Below are 18,636 nucleotides of genomic sequence, written 5' to 3'. Positions count from 1 at the left end.
ACTGATATGAGAACCGGCAAGCTGGATTGGGGAAAAGCAGCTGTTACTTTATTGATGGCCCTGCTTGGCATTGTGTTTTTGCTTCCTTTTATATGGATGCTGTCCGCGTCGTTCAAGCCGGAGGCCGATGTGTTTAAATATCCGATTGAATGGATACCGCATACATGGAAGGCGGCGTTCAATTATCATTCGGTCTGGTTCGGAAAAGCGAACTTCACGCTGTATTACTGGAACTCCTTCAAGGTCACAGCTCTTACGACCCTGTTGTCGGTGCTGGTCTCCAGCATGGCCGCCTACGGCTTCACCAAAATCCGGTTCCGCGGCCGGAACGCACTGTTCGTGCTGGTGCTCGCCACCTATATGATTCCCGCCGAAGCCACGCTGGTGCCGCTGTTCATCATGTTCCGTACCGTAGGGCTGTATGACACGCATCTCGGCCTGATTCTCCTGGGCGGCTTCAGCGTGCTGGGCACCTTTTTACTCCGGCAGTTTTTCGCTTCGCTGTCCAATGAATATATGGAATCTGCGCAGATTGACGGGGCGGGGCATCTCCGGATTTTCACTTACATTCTGCTGCCTTTGGTGCGTCCGGCGGTTGCCACCTATGCCATCCTCCGGTTTATCTGGACCTGGAATGATTTTCAGACACCGCTGGTCTTCCTGAACAGCAAAACCCTCTACACGCTGCAGCTCGGCATGAACGCCTTCGCCGACCGCAACGGCGCATTCTATTCTCTGATCATGGCAGCTTCCGTCTCGGCGATCTTGCCGCTGCTGATAGTATTTATTCTCGGACAGAAGCAGGTCATTGAAGGCATTTCCTTTGGGGGGGTGAAGGGGTGAAGGCAGGCAAGAACCCGGGCGAGACATAACCGGTGTTGGGACAAGGCGTGGACAGGACTTCGCGAATGTGAGACAGCTGTATGATCAGCTGGGCTGGCAGGAGATACTTAACCATAATAAAGGGGTGTTATTCATGAAGAAGAACGTATTCGCGTTAGTATGGATCTGTGTGCTCCTTGTGGCCCTGGCGGGCTGCGGCAATTCGAACAATGCCAATAATGCTTCTCCTGCCGCAAGCGGCAGCGCTGCGCCGGATGGGTCAGAGAGTGCCGCGCCTTCAGCGGAGCCCGTAACCATCAAAGTGGCCAACTGGTCTCCGGCAGCGGATATGGAGCCGATCTTCCAGGCTTACGAGGACGCGCACCCGGGCGTTACACTGGAATATGTGGAGCTGGCCGACAATGGGGATTCCGTTGCCGGGATGAAGAAGCTGGATCTGCTCGTCGCTTCCGGCGAGAATCTGGATGTGGTGTTCATGCCTGGCGCCACGGACTACTCGCAGCGTGCAGGCCTTGGCTTGCTGGCTCCGCTCAATGATCTGATTGCCAAGGAAGGCATTACGCTTACGGATGAATATACGGTTGATCCTTCCATCGACGGCCAGATCTACGCGCTGCCTGATACACTGGAGAATTATTTCGTCCTGCTGAACAAGGACAAGCTGGATGCGGCGGGACTCGCGGTTCCAACGGATTGGACCTGGGATGACTACCTGGACTATTCCGCGAAGCTGACCAGCGGCTCCGGGGCCTCCAAGACCTTCGGCACTTATTTCCATACCTGGGCCATGTACTGGGAGCTGGCGATCATCAACCAGAAGGAGAAGAACAATCTGGTCACTGACGGCACCGTGAACATTGACAGTGAAGGCATCCGCAAGTCGCTGGAGCTGCGCTCCAAGGCGGAAGAGTCCGGAGTAGCCGTACCTTATGCCGATACCATTTCCCAAAAGCTGGCCTACCGCTCCGAATTCTTCACCGGACATGCGGCAATGATCGTAACCGGGAACTGGATGATCGGTGAAGCGGGAGGCTCGGAAGAATTCCCGGCTACCTTCACTACGGCGTTTGCCCCAATGCCCTCCAACGCGTCGGGAGATCCCGCAGGCGTCAGCATCGCCAACGGCAACTACATCGGTATTTTGGGCAAATCGGAGCATCAGCAGGAAGCCTATGATTTCGTCCGCTGGTATTCCACTGAGGGCGAGCAGATGCAGAATGTGTACTCCGCCTGGAAGCAGCAGGATGTGGACCAGTTCATCGCAGGTGTGAAAGAGAATGCCATGAGCCCTGACAAAATTGATGAAGCCTCGCTGGCTTATGTGATCAAAAATGCGATCCCGGCTCCGCTCAGTGTGCCGCCAACCTATCAGGGCGAGCTGGAAGAAGCCTTCCTGAAGGAAACCGAGCTGTATATCCTGAAACAGCAGGATTTGGACACAACGATCAGCAAAGCGCAAGCTGAACTGCAGAAAATCGTCGATGCCAATAAGTAACTTATATTTTGTAAAAAGACGTAGAATGTCGAATTTTGCTGGAAAATAAGCTGTTCATGGCGGAAAGCTGATATGATAGAAGCAACGAAGAGTGTGAAGGGGGATTGCCATTGCTGCCAAAAGGATGGAAGCTCGGTTTCCGCAACAAACTTCTCGTCGCCTCGCTGCTCTGTCTGCTGCTTCCCGCCTCCATTACGCTGTATATTTCAAATTCCTATACTGAGCATATTCTCCGCTCCCAGGTGATACAGAACGAGCGCCGTTCGCTGGAGCAGGAGAGTATGTATATTTCCAATCTGCTAAGCAATCTGGTGCTGGTATCGAATTATATTCAATTTGATACCGGCATTACCCGCATTCTCAAAGAAAACTGGCAGCGCAGCAAGCTGCAGCAGCCGGACCCGGCACAAAGTGTGCTTCAATTCTCAGAGGTTACCAGGAAGCTGGACAATGTGACCTCCATGATGGAGAAAACCTATGTGACTGTTCTCACCTCCGATGGCCAGTCTTATACCAATTATGCCTTGGGCAGTTTTGATGTGAAAACACTGCTGCTCCAGCCGTGGATGGACAAGATCCGGCAGCAGCCGGTCTTTGATCTCTATTGGGCGGGGGTGCTGAACAATTATATTCCTGCACTGGCAGCGGACAGCCCGCAGGTGCTGACAATCGGCCGCAACCTCAAGCTGTCCTCAAGCTCGATTTATGCGTATATTATCGTCAGTATTGATGAAAGCCGGATCAGCCAGATTTTTAACGACAACCAGCGCGGGCAGGAGACGCTGCTCATCGGACCGGATGGGGCGGTAATCGCTTCAAGGGACAAAAGCTTGCTTGATCAGCCCTTTGCGCTGGCAGATAAGCTGGAAACGGCCGGAGACTCCGGGTTTATTGATTACAATGGGGAAAAATACCTGCTTAGCAGTCTGGAGCTTCCCTATGGGAAATACCGGATCGTAAGCTTGTCTCCCTATCTGGAGGCGGTTAGGCAAATCAGCGCGACCCACCGCTGGAGTACGGCGGTGCAGATTGTCTCCGGCGCTTTTTTTCTGCTGATTCTGGTGGTGCTGGTCCGCCAGTTCACGAAGCCGGTAATCCGGCTGGACAGTGTGGCGGCGAGAGTGGAGCTCGGGGAACTGGGCATACGCTCCGGTGTGCGCGGGCATGACGAAATCGGACGGCTGGGCAAATCCTTTGACCATATGCTGGACCGGGTGGAGAAGATGATTATCCAGATCAAGGTCGAGCAGGCACAGAAGCGCAAAGCCGAGCTGGCCATGCTGCAATCACAGATCAATCCGCATTTCCTGTTCAATATCCTCAATTCGATCCGCCTGCGCATTATGATGAAGGGCGACGAAGAGAATGCGGAGCTGCTGTTCTCGCTCTCACGGCTGCTCCGCATGACCATTCAGCAGCGGGACGAGTATACCACCCTGCATGATGAGCTGCTGATTATCAGCAGCTATGTAGAGCTGCTCAATTTCCGGCAGGCCGATGAAGTAACGCTTGAGACAGACTGCACTTCGGAGAGCCTTGGCATAGTACTCCCCCGGTTTCTGCTGCAGCCGGTCATAGAGAACGCTTATATCCACGGGCTGAAGCAGGAGAGCGGCACGATTCAGATCCGTACCTGGACGAAGGAGCACCGGCTGTCGATCAGCATCAGGGACAACGGCCGGGGTATGGACGGGCCTACCCTTGAACGCTTGCGGGCCGAGACCGGCAGCTCCGGACTTCCGGAACAGGATACGCAATCAGCGATCCGGCTGGCGCATATCGGCTTATCCAACGTATATGAACGTCTGTATTTGACCTATGGCGCAGACTTCCAAATCACCATTGACAGTAAGTCCGGTGAGGGGACCACCTTCCTGTTCGTGCTTCCCGAGGCGATACCGGATCAAGGCTATGAAAGGGAGAGTGGAGAACATGTATAGCGTAATGCTGGTAGACGACGATCAGCCGGTGCTGGACTTTCTCACAGCGGTCATTCCCTGGAACGAGCTCGGGCTCAGCCTGCATTCGACTTGCAAAAACGGCCTTGTCGCCTTAGAGAAGGCCCGGGACTGCCCGCCGGATATTCTGATCACGGACATCGGAATGCCTTATATGGACGGGATCGAGCTGATCCGTGAGCTGAAAATGCTGAACGGGGAGTTGCGGGTGGCGGTGCTGTCGTGCATGGATGACTTCACCTATGCCCAGCAGGCCGTGAAGCTGATGGTCAACGATTATGTTCTGAAGGAGACGATCAGCCGGGAGATGATCGGCGGCTTGCTGAAGGAGTTGACCGGCGAGCTGCGGCGCAGGGATGAGGAAAAGGCCCAGACGCTCAAATGGAAAAACATGGCCCGGAGCCAGCAGACGCTCCTGAAGCAGAACCTGCTGCAGCGGATTGTCAGCCGGGAGACGCCGGTTGGAGACTGGGGGCCGGATGCGGCGGAGCTGGGCATTAGGACGGAAGCTGCGGCGAGTCTGGCCGTGCTCTGCCGGATCAAATGCAGCAAGGGCGCAGAGGATACGCCAGCCGGGGATTTGGCGGTCATGGCACTTGTGGAATCGGCTCTGCCCGGGGTGCTTCAGGATGGGGAAGGAGCAGTGTGCCTGCCGGTCAGCGGCAGGGACTGCGTTCTGGTCTTTGGCGGGGGGCCGGGAAAAAGCGGCAGCGCCGGCCACCTCTCCAGGCTCGGCAGGCTGCGGGCGGCAATCGGGCGGACAGGCGCTGCCGCTTCTTTGCAATACATCAGCATCCCGCCGGGCAGCGGCCATTTCCGGGAGGGCATGATTAGCTTGCTGACCCAAGGGCGGGAGTATGCTTTTTATGTTAAGCCGGGGGAATTGCTGGAGCTGAAGGAAATCCGGCCCTTTGCAACGGAGGATCTGTTTGCATGCTACTCCGAGGCTTCCGGGGAAATCCGCGAGGCGTTCCTGGAGGAGTCCGCGCAGCGGCTTGCGGAACTGGTGGCGAAATGGATGGAATATATCCGCAGCAGGCGTTTTCCTCCGCGCCAGGTCAAGGAATGGACGCTGAAGCTGCTCTATGATAATCAGCTGCGGCTGATGGCCCGCCAGCAGTTTCAGTCGAGCTTCTCGCTGGAGGTGCTGCATGATACGATTTCCGGCATGGATCATATCGACAGTCTTGAGGAATGGGCCATGGGGTTCTTTTACGAGCGGCTGCCCTATATCCGGGAGATGTATCAGGAGACCCGCCGGGATGAGATCAAGAAGGTCAAGCAGTATGTGGACAGGAACCTGAACCGGAAGATCACACTGGAGGAAGTGGCGGAATACACACATTTGAATTCCAGCTATTTCAGCCGCCTGTTCAAGAAAGAGACCGGCATGAGCTTCATCCACTATGTCACCCACACCAAAATGGAGCATGCCAAGGAGCTGCTCGACCAGTCTCCGCAGAGCGTGGAGCAGGTCGCAGAACAGCTCGGCTACGAGAACAAGAGCTATTTCACGAAGCTGTTCAAGCTGCACACCGGATCTACCCCGGGCGAGTTCCGTGGTGAGGAAGGGCCGAAGAACGGACAACTACAGGGCTCAAGGAGGCGTTATTTATAATGCTGGTGACACCTATTCATACAGAAATGGCTGAATCAATGCTTGTGCGCGTGTTCGCGAACCGTCAAATGCTTGGGGAAGCGGCTGCGTTTGAAGCCGCTGCGGCCATCCGTGCGCTGCTGGCCTGCAAAGGGAACGTTAGAATGATCTTTGCCGCCGCACCTTCCCAAAATGAGTTTCTGGCTGCGCTTGGCGCCATGCCGGATATCGACTGGGGCCGGATTACGGCTTTTCATATGGACGAATACCTGGGTCTGCCGTCGGGTTCTCCGCAATCCTTCGGCAGCTTCCTGCGGGAAGCGCTGTTCGACAAGGTTCAGCCGGGCCGGGTGCATTACATCAATCCTGCAGCGGAGCATGCAGAAGAATGTGAGCGGTACAGCAGGCTGCTTGCCGAAGCCCCCATTGATATTGTCGCCCTCGGTATCGGAGAGAACGGGCATCTGGCCTTCAATGATCCGCCGGTGGCCGATTTCCGCGACCCGCTGGCGGTCAAGGCAGTGACGCTGGATCATGACTGCCGGATGCAGCAGGTGAACGACGGCTGCTTCCCTTCCTATGAGGCCGTGCCGCAGCAGGCGCTGACGCTGACGATTCCTGTTCTGATGTCCGCCACCTGGCTGTTCTGCATGGTGCCGGGACCGACCAAGCGAAATGCGGTGGCGCGTACCCTGCATGACCCGCTGTCTACGGCATGTCCATCAACCATCCTGCGCAGCCACAGCGACTGCCGTCTGTTTGTGGACACGGATTCCTTCGGGGCGGTGGTCCAATGAAGGTGGCAGCGCGGCATTACCGCACAGGGGAAGCGCTGCTGATTCATCTGGAAGGCGGGGTCATAACCGCGCTGGAGCCGCTGGGGGAAGCGGAGCCGCCGCCGGCGGAGATGGATGCGGAGCGGACGGCAGCGAATTGGGGCGCCGGAGAAGGAGAAGCCGCAGCAAAGCGGGCTGCGGGAGCAGGAGAGGCAGAAGTAGAGGCGGCAGCAAAGCGGCAAGCGGGAGAACGAGAGGCGGCGCTGCGGGCTGCGGGAGAACAAGAGGCGGCAGCAGGGCTGCCGATCGTTGCCCCGGGCCTGGTCGACCTGCAGATCAACGGCTATGGGGGACATGATTTCAACAATCCCCTGCTTACGGCAGCGGAGGTTAAGCTTGCGGTTCGCACCCTGTGGCGGGAGGGTGTGACCACCTGTTACCCCACCGTAATCACAGGTGCGGCGGATAAGATTGCCGCAGCCATGCGGGCGATAGCGCTCGCCTGCGAGCAGGACAGCGCCGCCGCAAGCACCATCGGCGGCATCCATCTCGAAGGTCCGTTCCTCTCCCCCGAGGACGGACCGCGCGGCGCGCATTCACTGGAGCATATCCGCCCGCCGGATATCGACCTGTTCGACCGCTGGCAGGAGGCTGCAGGCGGTCGTATTTCCATTGTGACGCTGTCCCCCGAATGGGAGGGCAGCGAAGATTTCATCCGCCACTGCGTGCAGCAGGGCGTTACGGTCTCCATCGGCCATACCTCGGCCGACAGCAGGCAGATTGCCGGAGCCGCCGCTGCCGGAGCACGGCTGTCCACGCATCTCGGCAACGGCGCGCATCCGGTGCTGCCGCGCCACCCGAATATGCTGTGGGCCCAGCTGGCGGAGGAAAGGCTGTGGTGCACGCTGATTGCCGACGGCTTCCATCTGCCGGATGAGGTGCTGAAGGTGGCCATGAAGGTCAAAGGCCGGCAGGCGCTGCTGATCAGCGACGCCGTGTCGCTCGGCGGCCTGCCTCCCGGCAGCTATGTGACGCCGGTGGGCGGCGCCGTCGTGCTGACTCCGGAGGGCCGGCTCCACCTGGCCGGCCAGCCTGCACTGCTGGCCGGTTCGGCGCAGATGCTGCTGCGCCATATCGAGCATGTCTCCGCGGCAGGTCTGGCGGATTTCCCGGACGCCTGGGACATGGCGTCGATCCGGCCCGCCGGCTTCATGGCGCTGCCCGCCGCCGCGGGCCTTGTTCCCGGCGCACCGGCCGATCTCGCGCTGCTGCGCCGCAGCCATGGCGGCAGCCTTGAACTCGAAGCGCTCTGCAAGGCCGGAGAATGGGTCTGCCGCACGGTGTAGTGCGGAATTTGGCCTTGCTGCTTTTTCTGCTGGAGTGCTGCTGGGATGCTGCTGAACTGCTGCGGCCCTGCTGTTGAACTGCTGCTGAAGGCCCTGGAGTGTTGCTCAACTTCTGCTGCCGGAGTACTTCAATTGCGCGCTGAAGCAGGGCAGCTTATGAACGCTGTTTCTGTTGTGCTGCCTATGTTGTTGTTTTGTGGGACTGTTCCAGTTGCGCTGCTGCCGCAGAACGGCTCCTTTTAATTTCTCCTGCTACTGGAAGGGACTTGCAAAACTGCTCCAGCGTTGCCGCAATTGTACCAACACAGTACCTGTTCCCGGGCAACACTGCAGTAACCCGCGAGGCGGCTGCATTGTTCACAAGAAGACGGATTCAATCCAGCAATCGGGAAGAAACTCCACGGATCACCTCATGCTATAATCGAGCGGTAAACATTCAAATACTAGCAGAGGTGATCCGAGAATGGGATTTAAGGCAGGCCAGCTTTTTGTCAATTTGCCGGTAAATGATCTGCAGGCTTCGATTAACTTTTTTACCGCTTTAGGCTTTGAATTCAACCTGCAGTATACCGATGAGAACGCCGCGTGCCTGATCATCAGTGACAACACTTTTGCCATGCTGCTGACTAAAGAGTTTTTCAAAAGCTTTGTGTCCAAAGAGATCACCGACACTTCCAGCCACACCGAATTGATTATGGCATTCTCTGCATCCAGCAGAGCTGAGGTGGACGAGCTGGTGCATAAAGCGCTGGCAGCGGGAGGCAAGAAATATAATGATCCGGTTGATCACGGCTTCATGTACAGCTGGAGCTTCCAGGACATCGACGGCCATCTTTGGGAGACCATGTATATGGAAGAGGGAACACCGGAGCAGGCGTAACTTGAGTTTGGACAAAATCAGACCTTGCGCTGCAAACGTATCGAATATACAGGGAACGCTAGAGTTGGGCAGGCTTCCGGGCAACCGGGGCCTGCTTTTTTTAAAAGATAAGACTTTATATGTTTCACGCTAAAAATTAGCCTTATCTTTCTCGCTGAAACGGATACCGTCCGTATAAGGACGGCGAAGCCGTTTCCACTTAAAAATATAAGCATTTATATGCTCTGCACATTAAATGATCCTTCTATTTCTCACTGAAACACCCCGTCCCTTATAAGGACGGCGAAGCCGTTTCTGCTTAAAAGATCAGATTTTATATGTTTTGGGGTCCCCGCAAAGTACCTGAGTTATCATCGAAGCCAAGGCCCCACTTTGTGGGGTTATTTTGAAAGATAAGACACCCATGCCGTTGCGCGGCACCACTGAGGAATCAAATATCGCTGCGTCCGCGTTAGGGACGGAAAGGTCTTAAAGGAATCGCGGGAAAAAGCTGGCTCCATCTAAATTCAACCATCAATCTTATTCCAATCAGGAAACCGGGCTTTAACAGCGATCAGAAGAACCCTCTGAACCTGCCGGACTTTCATTCACATCGTCAACCGCTGATTTTGGTGTTGAGCCAACAAGGTAATTGAATGTAGAGGAATGGAACCGGTTAACCTGAACAAGCGGATGGAACGCAAGGAGGAGATTCATAGGGAACGGAAGCGAAGTGTAAAAAGTAACACTAATGGTCTGGAATTCTGGCTTGAACGGGCTTTAGTGGGATTTTGTACACTTAATAGAGAACCGCTCCCTCCATACGGCTGATTTTAGCCGAATTAGGTGTACTTTTTCCCACTAGGGATGATCCAGTATCCGAATGAGCTACTTTAGTTATACTTTTTACCACTAAAATGGCTGCCCTTTGAATGAATGGTTCAAGTTCATTTTAATTAGGGCGTATTCCCCATAAGGGTTCCCGGTCAAGGACGGCGAAGCCGTTTCCACTTGAAAGATCAGAATTTATCCTGAATTTCGAAAGTAAGTATCCACAAATCCTCTAATAAGCTCTACACGAAGGGATTTCTTGCTAAAAACGGCTTGCACCAAAGGGGTGAAGGAAAAAGAGGGGTTATCCCTTGTCCGATCTGGATTTGTTCAGTTCACTTTCGAAATTCAGGTTTATATGTCTTGGGGTCCCCGAAAAGTATCTGAGTCATCATCGAAGCCAAGGCCCTACTTTGTGGGGTTATTTTGTTAGTTTGGACTAGTGAAATCTGAAATTTGTTGATCACCCTAAACCAGTTCCTGCTTAAGCGCCGAAGCTTATTGATTGCGTAAAAGAACCCTTGACTTGCTGAAGTGGGCTAGGGGCGAAATGAGAAGTAAAAGTGCTTTAGAATTGGCCGGAAGGGCTTGGTCAGGCGCGGGCAACACATTGGAAGGAGGGGAATGTTCATTCCGGATTGTATAGCCGCTATTTGCTCATTTTTGTGTATTTAGCTGTGCTAACGGACCGGATGGCATTCTCCTTCAGCCTTGAAATGCCAGCCTTTTCAACTGCTTGCATATGGATGCATTTTGCGGGTTCCAATTAATTTGAATTTGTGATATTATTTATGCGAACTTACGTTCCGGATATTAATCCCCGAAGAAGGGTGAAGCTTATTTTGGCAGAAAGGTTTGCAGAGATCGATGGGGTTATCGCCTTCATTCATCAGCATATGTATGATCATCTTCCGCTTGAGCGACTGGCGCGCTATGCCGGGTACAGCCCCTATCACTTTGCCCGCATTTTTAAAGAGCGGACCGGCCTGTCGCCGTTGCACTATGTATCCTCCCATCGTCTGCAGCGGGCGAAGGACATGCTGCTGCGCACGGGTCTCACGGTCCGCGATATTTCGCTGGAGATCGGGCAGCAGAGCCTTGGTACCTTTACATCCCGTTTTGCTGCACGGGTGGGAATGTCTCCGGCGGAATTCCGCAATTCGGTGCAATATGCCGGAGAGCAGATGGACTCGCTGAGGAAGCTGCAGGACTGGCGGCCCTTTTACTCCATCAGCAGGCTGCCTTCTTCCGTACACGGTACTGTTTCTGCGGAGGTTCCTTTTGACGGGATTATTCTGATTGGCCTCTTCGCCAAACCGATTCCCGAGGGACTGCCTCTTTATGGCACCCTGCTTTCTTCGCTGGGGCATTTTCATTTCAATTCTGTCGAGCCCGGGACTTATTACCTGCTGGCTACCTCCATTTCATGGGGGACACGGACCATGGATTTCTTGCTTCCGCATGCCACGCTGCGCACCAGATCGAAGGCCCCGATCCATGTCGGCCCGGGCTCCCCGGTTCCCCATCAGCAAGTTACCCTGCATCCCCCAAGACTGGACGGCCCGCCGATTCTAATCTCCCTGCCGCTGCTCATGAACCGGTTCCTGAACCGGATTTCCGTCAGATAACAGCGCTTTGCGACAGAAGGAAGCATAGGCTTAAGGCTGTTCCCGATACCCATTGTTAACCTTTCCGCAACGGATTCTTTACGATTCGCATACAAAAGACAGGAGAGCAGTTAATATCCAGCTTCTACAATGAGTGTGTTAGTAAAATATACCTATTGTAAGCGAAGCTTGATATGAAGGGATGATACTCTTGAAGGGAAACCTGCTGCACTTTTCTATGAAATGGAAGCTGATTCTAAGTTTCTCGGCCATTACACTTATTTTCCTGGGGGTCGCATTGTACCAAGGGAACAAGATCGGCCAAGTGGAGCTTTCCATGGAACAACAAAAAACAGAGATGGAAAAGAGAATCACTGTCTCAACGGTCACGGGACTGCTGCAGGAGCTGAATCGTGCAGAGACTGCGCTTGCCGAATCCAGTGATCTGGAGCTGGCGGGGCTGTTTGAGGACAAGCAGCAGCAGCTTGCCGGGGAACTTTCGGCAGTGAATTTTGAGGCGGATACGCCGGCATCCCAAATTTTGGAGCTGCTGCGGACGCAGGCTGCAGAATATAGCGGGATCTTTGATCAACTGGTTAAGACCATGGGAGACGACAGCCTCGATCCATTGACTGTGCTGGAACAAATTGATGACTTACATACGAAGGCATTGGCATTGAGCCAGTCCATGCTGGAGACAAACGGCAAGCTGTATGCCGCAGCGGCGGATAATGCCGAGCAGGCGCAGAATTATTCTTTTCTTTTGCTGGACCATACGGTTTCAATCGTAGTCTATGCGGCAGGAGGCGTATTTCTGTTCACGCTGCTGCTTGGCTGGCTGCTGATCCGTTCTTTTGTGTCGCCGGTCGGCAAGCTGCAGGCAGCCCTGCGGGAGATCGCCGAAGGAGACTTGCGGCAGCAGATCAACTCTCCTTATAATGATGAGCTTGGACGGCTGAGCAAGCATTTCGATCATATGGTGCGCCGGGTGCGCGACATGCTGCGGCAGACCCTAACCGCGGCTTCTTCACTTGCGGATTATTCGCATTCTTTCCAGCAGTCCGCTACAATTACCGCCCATACCAATCAGGATATTCTCCGCACCATCCGGGAAATTTCCGTAGGGGCCGAGCAGCAGGCGGTGCAGTCTGAACAGAGCTCAGTGCTGCTGCAGGAGCTGGAACGCGAGGTTCTGGAAATTACGGATTATACGGATGGGATGCTCCGGTCCAGTGAAACGGCCAACCGGAATACACGCAAGGGCTCTGATACGGTGAACGCGCTCCGGCAGATTTCCCGAAAGTCCAATGCTTCCATCACACAGGTATATGAGGCCCTGGAGAAGCTTGTTCAGCAATCCGCTGATATTTCGCGCATTACCAGCTCAATTACGGAAATTTCGAAGCAGACCAATATCCTGTCTCTGAACGCCGCCATTGAAGCAGCAAGGGCCGGGGCCTCAGGCAAAGGCTTTGCCGTTATCGCCGATGAGGTCAGGCATTTATCCGTGCAGACAAATGATTCGTCCATACATATCAGCAGGATTATCGGTGAGCTGCAGGATAACATGGCGGATTTTCAGGAATACATGCTGGAAAGCAAAAAAAGCCTGGAGCAGCAGGATCACCAGGTGGTGGAGACCCTTGCCTCCTTCGAGGCGATTGACGAATCGATTACCGGAATCAGCCTCCAGATTGGACAAATTCATCAGAAGGTGGAGCAGACCCGGAAGATTAACGCGCGGCTGGCTGAATCTGTACATTCTGTTGCTGCTGTAGCCGGGCAGACGGCGGCAGGCGTGCAGGAGGTCAACGCTTCCAGCATCCAGCAGGATCTGGCGGTCAGCGACATTGCCCGGCAGGCGGTAGAGATCAATGGGATTTCTCAGCAGCTGTTCCGGGAAATCAATGTGTTCAAAATCGAAGAAGAGACCGGAACGGATGCTCCGGCCGGCCTGCTGCTAACTATGAAAGAATCCGGAGCGGAGAATGTGGAATCCCCCGGACAGCTACGGGCGGCGGCGGAGTGAAGCAGTCAGGGCCATGACCAGCTCCGGGAACCATTCGGCAAGCTTCAGGAAGTGGAAGCCCGCCCCGCGGGCTTTTGCTGTATCCATACGCCAGGACTCCTCGATTCCAAACGGAGACATATCCCCGTCAGCTGCTTCACTTAGAACAAGCGGTTCTTGCCCGGCCGCCTGTCCGATGATGGACAGGATATCCCCGATCGCCAGCGCTCCGTCCGAACAGGCATTCACAGGGCCACTCAGAGGGGAGAAGCCGAGCCAATACAGGAACTCTGCCGCCTCGTCGGAACGGATGAACGAGATTACCGCATCCGGATTGGGGACGCCGATGGTTTTGCCCTCAAGTACATGCTCAATGTGAAAATGCAGCCGCTTCGTATAATCATCTGTCCCCAGCACAATCGGAAAGCGGACCGCAGCCACCGGAAAAGCAGCTTGGCTCAAAAGCACCGTTTCAGCCAGTCTTTTACCCTCCTGGTAGCTGAAATCCTCCTTCGCTCCCAGCCGCAGCGGATAGGTATCCGGCTCAAAGTCTGCTTCACGGAGAATCTCCGGCCTTGGATCATACACAGACAGGCTGGAGGTCAGAATGTAACGCTTGGCGGAGTCCGCAAATATACGGGCGGCTGCAGCCGCCTCATCCGGGGAAAAGCAGATGTTGTCATAGACCACATCCCATGCGGCATCCCCCACAGCTTCAGCAAGCGCTGCCGCATCCGAGCGGTCCACGTTCAAGCGGTTAACATTTTCGCCAAAGCCGTCCTCCGTCAATCCACGTGTAAGAATCGTTACCCTGGTATCTGCGTCCTGCAGCAGGCGCTCCACTAACCGTTTGCCAAAAAAACGGGTTCCCCCGAGTACAAGGATGTTCCTCATTGTGTATTCACTCCTAAAAGTTTTGTGGAAGGACCGCTTCCTGGAAAATCGCTGTGCTGCGAAGCTGACTGGGCCAAGGAGGCTCGTGAGCCTCTGTCCGCAGCAGCTTATCGCGCCGGCTTGATAGCGGCTAGCCGCAACGCCGCCCCAGCGCCAGCGGTTTGACGCCGCTCTGTCCGCCGCCCCAGCGCCAGCGGTTTGACGCCGCCCTGCCCGCCGCCCCAGCGCCAGCGGGTTAACGCCGCTTTAGCCGCTGCCGCCAGCTACGCTGCCATCCGCAGCATCGCCATGCTGCCAGCCGACATACCGGCACCGGACAGTCCTCCGCTTAAATGCAGCGCCTGCACGGTGCCGTAACCTACAGCCATCGTTATCTCTGCGGCTGTCTCCCGGCGGAGCAGCTCCAGCAGCACCGGCAGCTGGCCTTTGTCATAGGACTCGGCCAGCGCCCGCAGCAAAATCCGCAAATCCATATCCTGCGGCTGCGCAGGTCCTCCGCCCTCCGCAAGCTCCTTGCGGACCGCGCCAAGCGCCTGGCGTGCCCGGTGCAGCGCCGCTTTCACAGCTCCTTCGGTGGTCTCGAGGATCTCTGCCGTTTCGCCGGCCGGATAGCCCAGCACATCGCGCATCACGAACACTGTTCTTTGCAGCGGAGATAAATGCCGGATCAGCGCCTGGAAAGCCAGCTCCATTTCAGTCAGGCTGTTCTCCGGTGACGGCTCCGCAATCCGTAAGTGGTCTGGCGCGGCCGCAGCATGTGCGTGCTCCAGCACGCGTCCGCGCGAAGCTTGGCGCCGCAGGGCATCAATCCATGTGTTTTTGGCAATCCGCAGCAGCAGCGCCTCGGGATTCGGGTTGTCCGCGAACTTCTCATAGGCCAGCGATTTGCTCCAGGTGTCCTGGGCCAAATCTTCCGCTTCAACGCGGGAGCGGGTCAATGACAGGCAATACCGGTACAGAGCCTCGCGGAGCGGGAGCAGCTTTTGTTCATCCATTAATATGCCAGTGCTATATGATTCAAGGACCTTCACTTGCGATCATCTCCTATTCGGTTAAGCTGAGTTTTCTGTTGCCTCTAATTATATAAACGATCCGCACAATGTAAAGGATACGCTGAGAGTAAAGCTTTATTTTACCGGGCCAGCCGTATCCTTTGGCTGATTCCATCCGTTTACAGGGTATAAAACAAAAGCAATCCACAGGAGGCATGAACAATATGAGCATAGTTCCTTACGTTATTGAACAAACAAGCAGGGGGGAGCGCTCCTACGATATTTATTCCCGGCTGCTGAAGGACCGGATTGTGTTCGTAGGTGCGGCGATCGATGATCAGCTGGCGAACAGTATTATCGCCCAATTGCTGTTCCTGGCGGCAGATGAGCCGGAGAAGGATATCCAGATGTATATCAACAGCCCGGGAGGCTCGACTACCGCAGGCTTTGGCATTTATGATACGATGCAGGTAATCAAACCGCAGGTCAGTTCAATCTGCACCGGGTTTGCCGCTTCATTTGCTTCACTTCTGCTGCTGGCTGGAGCTACCGGCAAACGGTATGCGCTCCCGAACAGCGAGATTATGATTCATCAGCCGCATGGGGGTGCCCAGGGCCAGGCCAGCGATATTGCCATCAGCGCGCGCCGGATCCTGCAGGTTAGGGAAAAGCTTGTGCAGATCAGTGCGGAGCGCACGGGCCAGCCGGCGGAGAAGATCGCGAAGGATATGGACCGGGATTATTTCATGTCGGCCCAAGAGGCGCTGGAATACGGCATTATCGACAAAGTAATCACCAAACTTTAAACGAAGGAGCGGATTGAAATGCTGGAAGCCTTGCGAGGCCAAGAGGTATCTGTGAATTTTCTGGATGGTTCCAGTGTCAGAGGCGGCGTATTGGAGGAAATTGATGAGCGGTTCGTGAAGTACCGTACGGAATATCAGGTGCTGTATATCCCAATCACCTCGATCCGCGCCGTGGCTGTGGAGACAAAAGAGCGTGAGCGTCCCCGGGTCGGATTCGGCCAGTAGGCTTAGGATTCAAGGAGCCAGTCTGTCCGGTTCGAAAGATGCAGCGGGATAAGGCAAAAACGCCGCAATCAACAGCCTTCATTTCCCCCATGGGGAAGTGGAGGCTGTTTGGGCTGATGCCGGTTCATGTGCGGGTGCTTCAAATGGCTGCTCAACCAGACCTAAGTGTAAAAAGTAACACTAATCAGAGGAATTCGGCGATTCTGCGAGTTTTAAGTGTAAAAAGTGAAACTAATTGCCCCCTGGAATCCGCAATAGGCAGAATTCACCGGAATTAAGTGTAGAAAATACAACTAGCAACTGGGATTTAAGGGATCTATTCGTTTTAAGTGTAAAAATTCCCGCTGTAAGCTACCTCGGGAGCTTGGGTTTGAAAAAGTTTGCTAGCCTGCAGCAGGCCAGCCCCAGACCCAGCCGACACACACCTCGCAGCCCCAGCCGACAGCCACAGCCCGCATCATCCCTTATCCAGCGAAAAGGCGGGCTCCGTGCGGTGCACGCCTTTGGGGCTGTAGCCCAACTGCCGGCTTAATCCGCAAATATCAGCCAGCAGATAGACGATGCTCAGCCACATTTCCGTCCCCTGCAGACCTGTAGCCTGCGGTTGAGATAATACAAAAGCGAAGCCGCGTCCCGGAACCCAGGAGCTCACCGCTTCGCCAAGCATATCTTCCGCCCACGCCTTAATTTCCGTTTGGCGGTAGCCGGCCTGCCTGACGCAGAGCCAGAGCGGGTGGGCTACATCCAGCACATTGCAGGCATTCAGCAGGTCCGGCCGGAAAAATCTGCGGTCACGGCTGTGCGCCAGCACGGTGTCAATGGTCTGCTGCGGATAAGGCAGAGGGAGGCCGAACTGGGCATAGGTTGCACGGGTCAGCCGGTAAAAGCCGTTGACCGGCTGAAGCCAGCCTTCACCGGAAGACGGTCTTCCCCACAGGCCGGATTCTGCACAGCAGTGCGTGGTGAGCCAGCCGAACAAGTCGTCAGGCCGCTTGCGGGACCCGAAATGCCGGAGGTTAAGATACAGTCCGGTAGCATAGCAATCGATCCAGTCGCCGCAGCCCCAGGCATTATCGGTCCAGGGCAGGGCAGCCAATTGCCGGTACAGCGTCACAGTACTCATGTTCTCAATAACATGGACGGGCTGGAGCAGCGAAGAACCCAGTGTCTCCAGCGCATAGCCAACCGCCAGCAGATGGTACCGGGCCAGGTGGTCGCTCAGCAGCTCGGGCCGGTACTCTTCAGGATCGGGCGGTGACCATGGATCGGGCAGCAGGCCGGTATGAATGTCCTGAAAGCCCCGGAGCCTGCCGATCAGCTGCTCACGCGTCCACCCTGGCGGCAGGCCGCCGAACATCGCTGCGATTTCGACCGCATCGCAGTAGGCTCTGACTGTGCGTCCCGCTCCGGGGCGGTCCAGGAAACAGTCTTCTTCTTCTGCTGAACAGGAATAATGCTTCAGCAGCGAATCCAACTGACTCCTTGCATCTGCCCCGAAAGCTTCCAACCGCTGCGCCAATGTATTCATCTTCCCGCCGCCATGCGTCAGGCCGTCCCTTTCCGCTTGACCCAGCGCATCCGCTTGTGTCCGGGTTCCGTCTGCCCTTAGCCGATCCCCAGCTGCCAGTACCCCGTCTATTTCCGTCTCTGATCCCGCATGGGCAGCCTGGCCCGCCATTGTTCCATCAGCGAACGGGATGCTCGCAGGGGGGCTTGCCGCGCCCTCCCTCAGCCCGGACAAGCCGGCCCATTCCTCAGCCTCCTGCCGGGCCGCCGGCTCTCCCGGCCGTCTGCTGCGGATGAGCCTTGCCGGATTGCCGCCCATGATGCTGTATGGGGCAACATCCCTGGTGACAACGGAGCCGGCGCCGATAATGCTGTGTGAGCCGATGTGCACGCCGTCCAGAATGACGGCGTTAGCGCCGATCCATACATCATCGCCGATCTGAATTCCCTTGCTGCTCACCGGCTGCCGGAAGATAGGCTGCTCCGCCGATTCATAGCCGTGGTTGAAGCCGTAAATGCTGGCATGCGAAGCAATGCGGACCCCGTTGCCCATGGTGATATTTCCGGACAACACACTGTAGCTGTTGATGGAGCAGTCGCTGCCCATAACCACGCGGGCACAGCGGATAATGGCTGCTCCTGCGACATAGCTGCGATCCCCCATGTGCAGCTCATCCGGCAGAATCACAGCCTCCGGGGACACAAAGCACTCCCCGCCAAACGTACACGCATATTCTGCGGCCAATTGCTGCTGATAGGCTGACTGCTCCTGCCGTTCCTGGGCGTTTTTTTCGATCCAGGGTGTATAATCGAGGGCCCGCCTTCTGGCATAATACATCTCCGGCATATAAACTCTCTCCTTCGTCGCTTTACTGCTTGGCTTTACAAGCTTC

General features: G+C 55.6%; 15 protein-coding genes. 12 read left to right on the top strand and 3 right to left on the bottom strand.

Annotated elements, in window-relative coordinates; genetic code table 11:
- Nucleotides 1–6 precede the first annotated feature (6 nt).
- The 10 genes from HYD27_RS12770 (at nt 7) to HYD27_RS12725 (ending at nt 13,341) form a co-directional block, all read left to right on the top strand.
- On the top strand, nt 7–843 hold the full coding sequence (locus HYD27_RS12770) for a carbohydrate ABC transporter permease (RefSeq protein ID WP_219215642.1): 837 nt from the start codon (nt 7–9) through the stop codon (nt 841–843).
- Between the two features lie 133 nt (nt 844–976).
- On the top strand, nt 977–2,338 hold the full coding sequence (locus HYD27_RS12765; RefSeq protein WP_219215641.1) for an ABC transporter substrate-binding protein: 1,362 nt from the start codon (nt 977–979) through the stop codon (nt 2,336–2,338).
- 110 nt (nt 2,339–2,448) lie between these two features.
- Nucleotides 2,449–4,278, top strand: a complete 1,830-nt coding sequence (locus tag HYD27_RS12760; RefSeq protein ID WP_219215638.1) for a sensor histidine kinase — start codon at nt 2,449–2,451, stop codon at nt 4,276–4,278.
- Nucleotides 4,271–5,914: a response regulator transcription factor gene (locus HYD27_RS12755; protein ID WP_219215636.1), complete on the top strand. Its 1,644-nt coding sequence runs from the start codon at nt 4,271–4,273 to the stop codon at nt 5,912–5,914. Before HYD27_RS12760 ends, HYD27_RS12755 begins: the two co-directional genes overlap by 8 nt.
- Nucleotides 5,914–6,690: a glucosamine-6-phosphate deaminase gene (locus HYD27_RS12750; RefSeq protein WP_219215634.1), complete on the top strand. Its 777-nt coding sequence runs from the start codon at nt 5,914–5,916 to the stop codon at nt 6,688–6,690. The genes HYD27_RS12755 and HYD27_RS12750 overlap by 1 nt, the downstream gene beginning before the upstream one ends.
- A complete protein-coding gene (locus tag HYD27_RS12745) occupies nt 6,687–8,015 on the top strand; it encodes an N-acetylglucosamine-6-phosphate deacetylase (RefSeq protein ID WP_228745098.1) in 1,329 nt (442 codons plus the stop codon). Before HYD27_RS12750 ends, HYD27_RS12745 begins: the two co-directional genes overlap by 4 nt.
- Nucleotides 8,016–8,060: 45 nt before the next feature.
- Complete coding sequence (locus HYD27_RS12740) at nt 8,061–8,258, top strand: hypothetical protein (protein ID WP_219215632.1); 198 nt, start codon at nt 8,061–8,063, stop codon at nt 8,256–8,258.
- A 220-nt stretch (nt 8,259–8,478) separates the two neighbouring features.
- Nucleotides 8,479–8,895 (top strand): VOC family protein, encoded by a 417-nt coding sequence (locus tag HYD27_RS12735; protein ID WP_219215631.1) that lies wholly within the window; start codon nt 8,479–8,481, stop codon nt 8,893–8,895.
- Between the two features lie 1,706 nt (nt 8,896–10,601).
- On the top strand, nt 10,602–11,333 hold the full coding sequence (locus tag HYD27_RS12730; RefSeq protein WP_228745107.1) for a helix-turn-helix transcriptional regulator: 732 nt from the start codon (nt 10,602–10,604) through the stop codon (nt 11,331–11,333).
- Between the two features lie 190 nt (nt 11,334–11,523).
- Nucleotides 11,524–13,341: a methyl-accepting chemotaxis protein gene (locus HYD27_RS12725; protein ID WP_219215627.1), complete on the top strand. Its 1,818-nt coding sequence runs from the start codon at nt 11,524–11,526 to the stop codon at nt 13,339–13,341.
- On the opposite strand, the gene HYD27_RS12720 is transcribed toward HYD27_RS12725, so the two are convergent.
- Together HYD27_RS12720 and HYD27_RS12715 are read right to left on the bottom strand one after the other, a co-directional pair.
- Nucleotides 13,321–14,214 carry an NAD-dependent epimerase/dehydratase family protein gene (locus HYD27_RS12720; protein ID WP_219215625.1) on the bottom strand — a complete coding sequence of 298 codons (894 nt, stop codon included), beginning with the start codon at nt 14,212–14,214 and terminating at the stop codon, nt 13,321–13,323. The two genes, HYD27_RS12725 and HYD27_RS12720, sit on opposite strands and share 21 nt — an antisense overlap.
- 263 nt (nt 14,215–14,477) lie before the next feature.
- Nucleotides 14,478–15,245, bottom strand: coding sequence for an RNA polymerase sigma factor (locus HYD27_RS12715; RefSeq protein WP_219215623.1), 768 nt, complete (start codon nt 15,243–15,245; stop codon nt 14,478–14,480).
- A 185-nt stretch (nt 15,246–15,430) separates the two neighbouring features.
- Here HYD27_RS12715 and clpP point away from each other — a divergent pair, with 185 nt between their 5' ends.
- Nucleotides 15,431–16,012 carry an ATP-dependent Clp endopeptidase proteolytic subunit ClpP gene (gene clpP, locus HYD27_RS12710; RefSeq protein ID WP_304623767.1) on the top strand — a complete coding sequence of 194 codons (582 nt, stop codon included), beginning with the start codon at nt 15,431–15,433 and terminating at the stop codon, nt 16,010–16,012.
- Nucleotides 16,013–16,030: 18 nt separating this feature from the next.
- Nucleotides 16,031–16,237 carry a hypothetical protein gene (locus HYD27_RS12705; RefSeq protein WP_219215619.1) on the top strand — a complete coding sequence of 69 codons (207 nt, stop codon included), beginning with the start codon at nt 16,031–16,033 and terminating at the stop codon, nt 16,235–16,237.
- A gap of 457 nt (nt 16,238–16,694) precedes the next feature.
- Here the strand turns inward: HYD27_RS12705 and HYD27_RS12700 are convergent, their stop codons facing one another.
- On the bottom strand, nt 16,695–18,590 hold the full coding sequence (locus tag HYD27_RS12700) for an acyltransferase (RefSeq protein ID WP_219215617.1): 1,896 nt from the start codon (nt 18,588–18,590) through the stop codon (nt 16,695–16,697).
- Between the last annotated feature and the right edge of the window lie 46 nt (nt 18,591–18,636).

The sequence above is a fragment of the Paenibacillus sp. S150 genome, assembly GCF_019352175.1.
Lineage (GTDB): Bacteria > Bacillota > Bacilli > Paenibacillales > Paenibacillaceae > Paenibacillus_AQ.
This window is presented reverse-complemented; position numbering and strand designations above follow the sequence as displayed.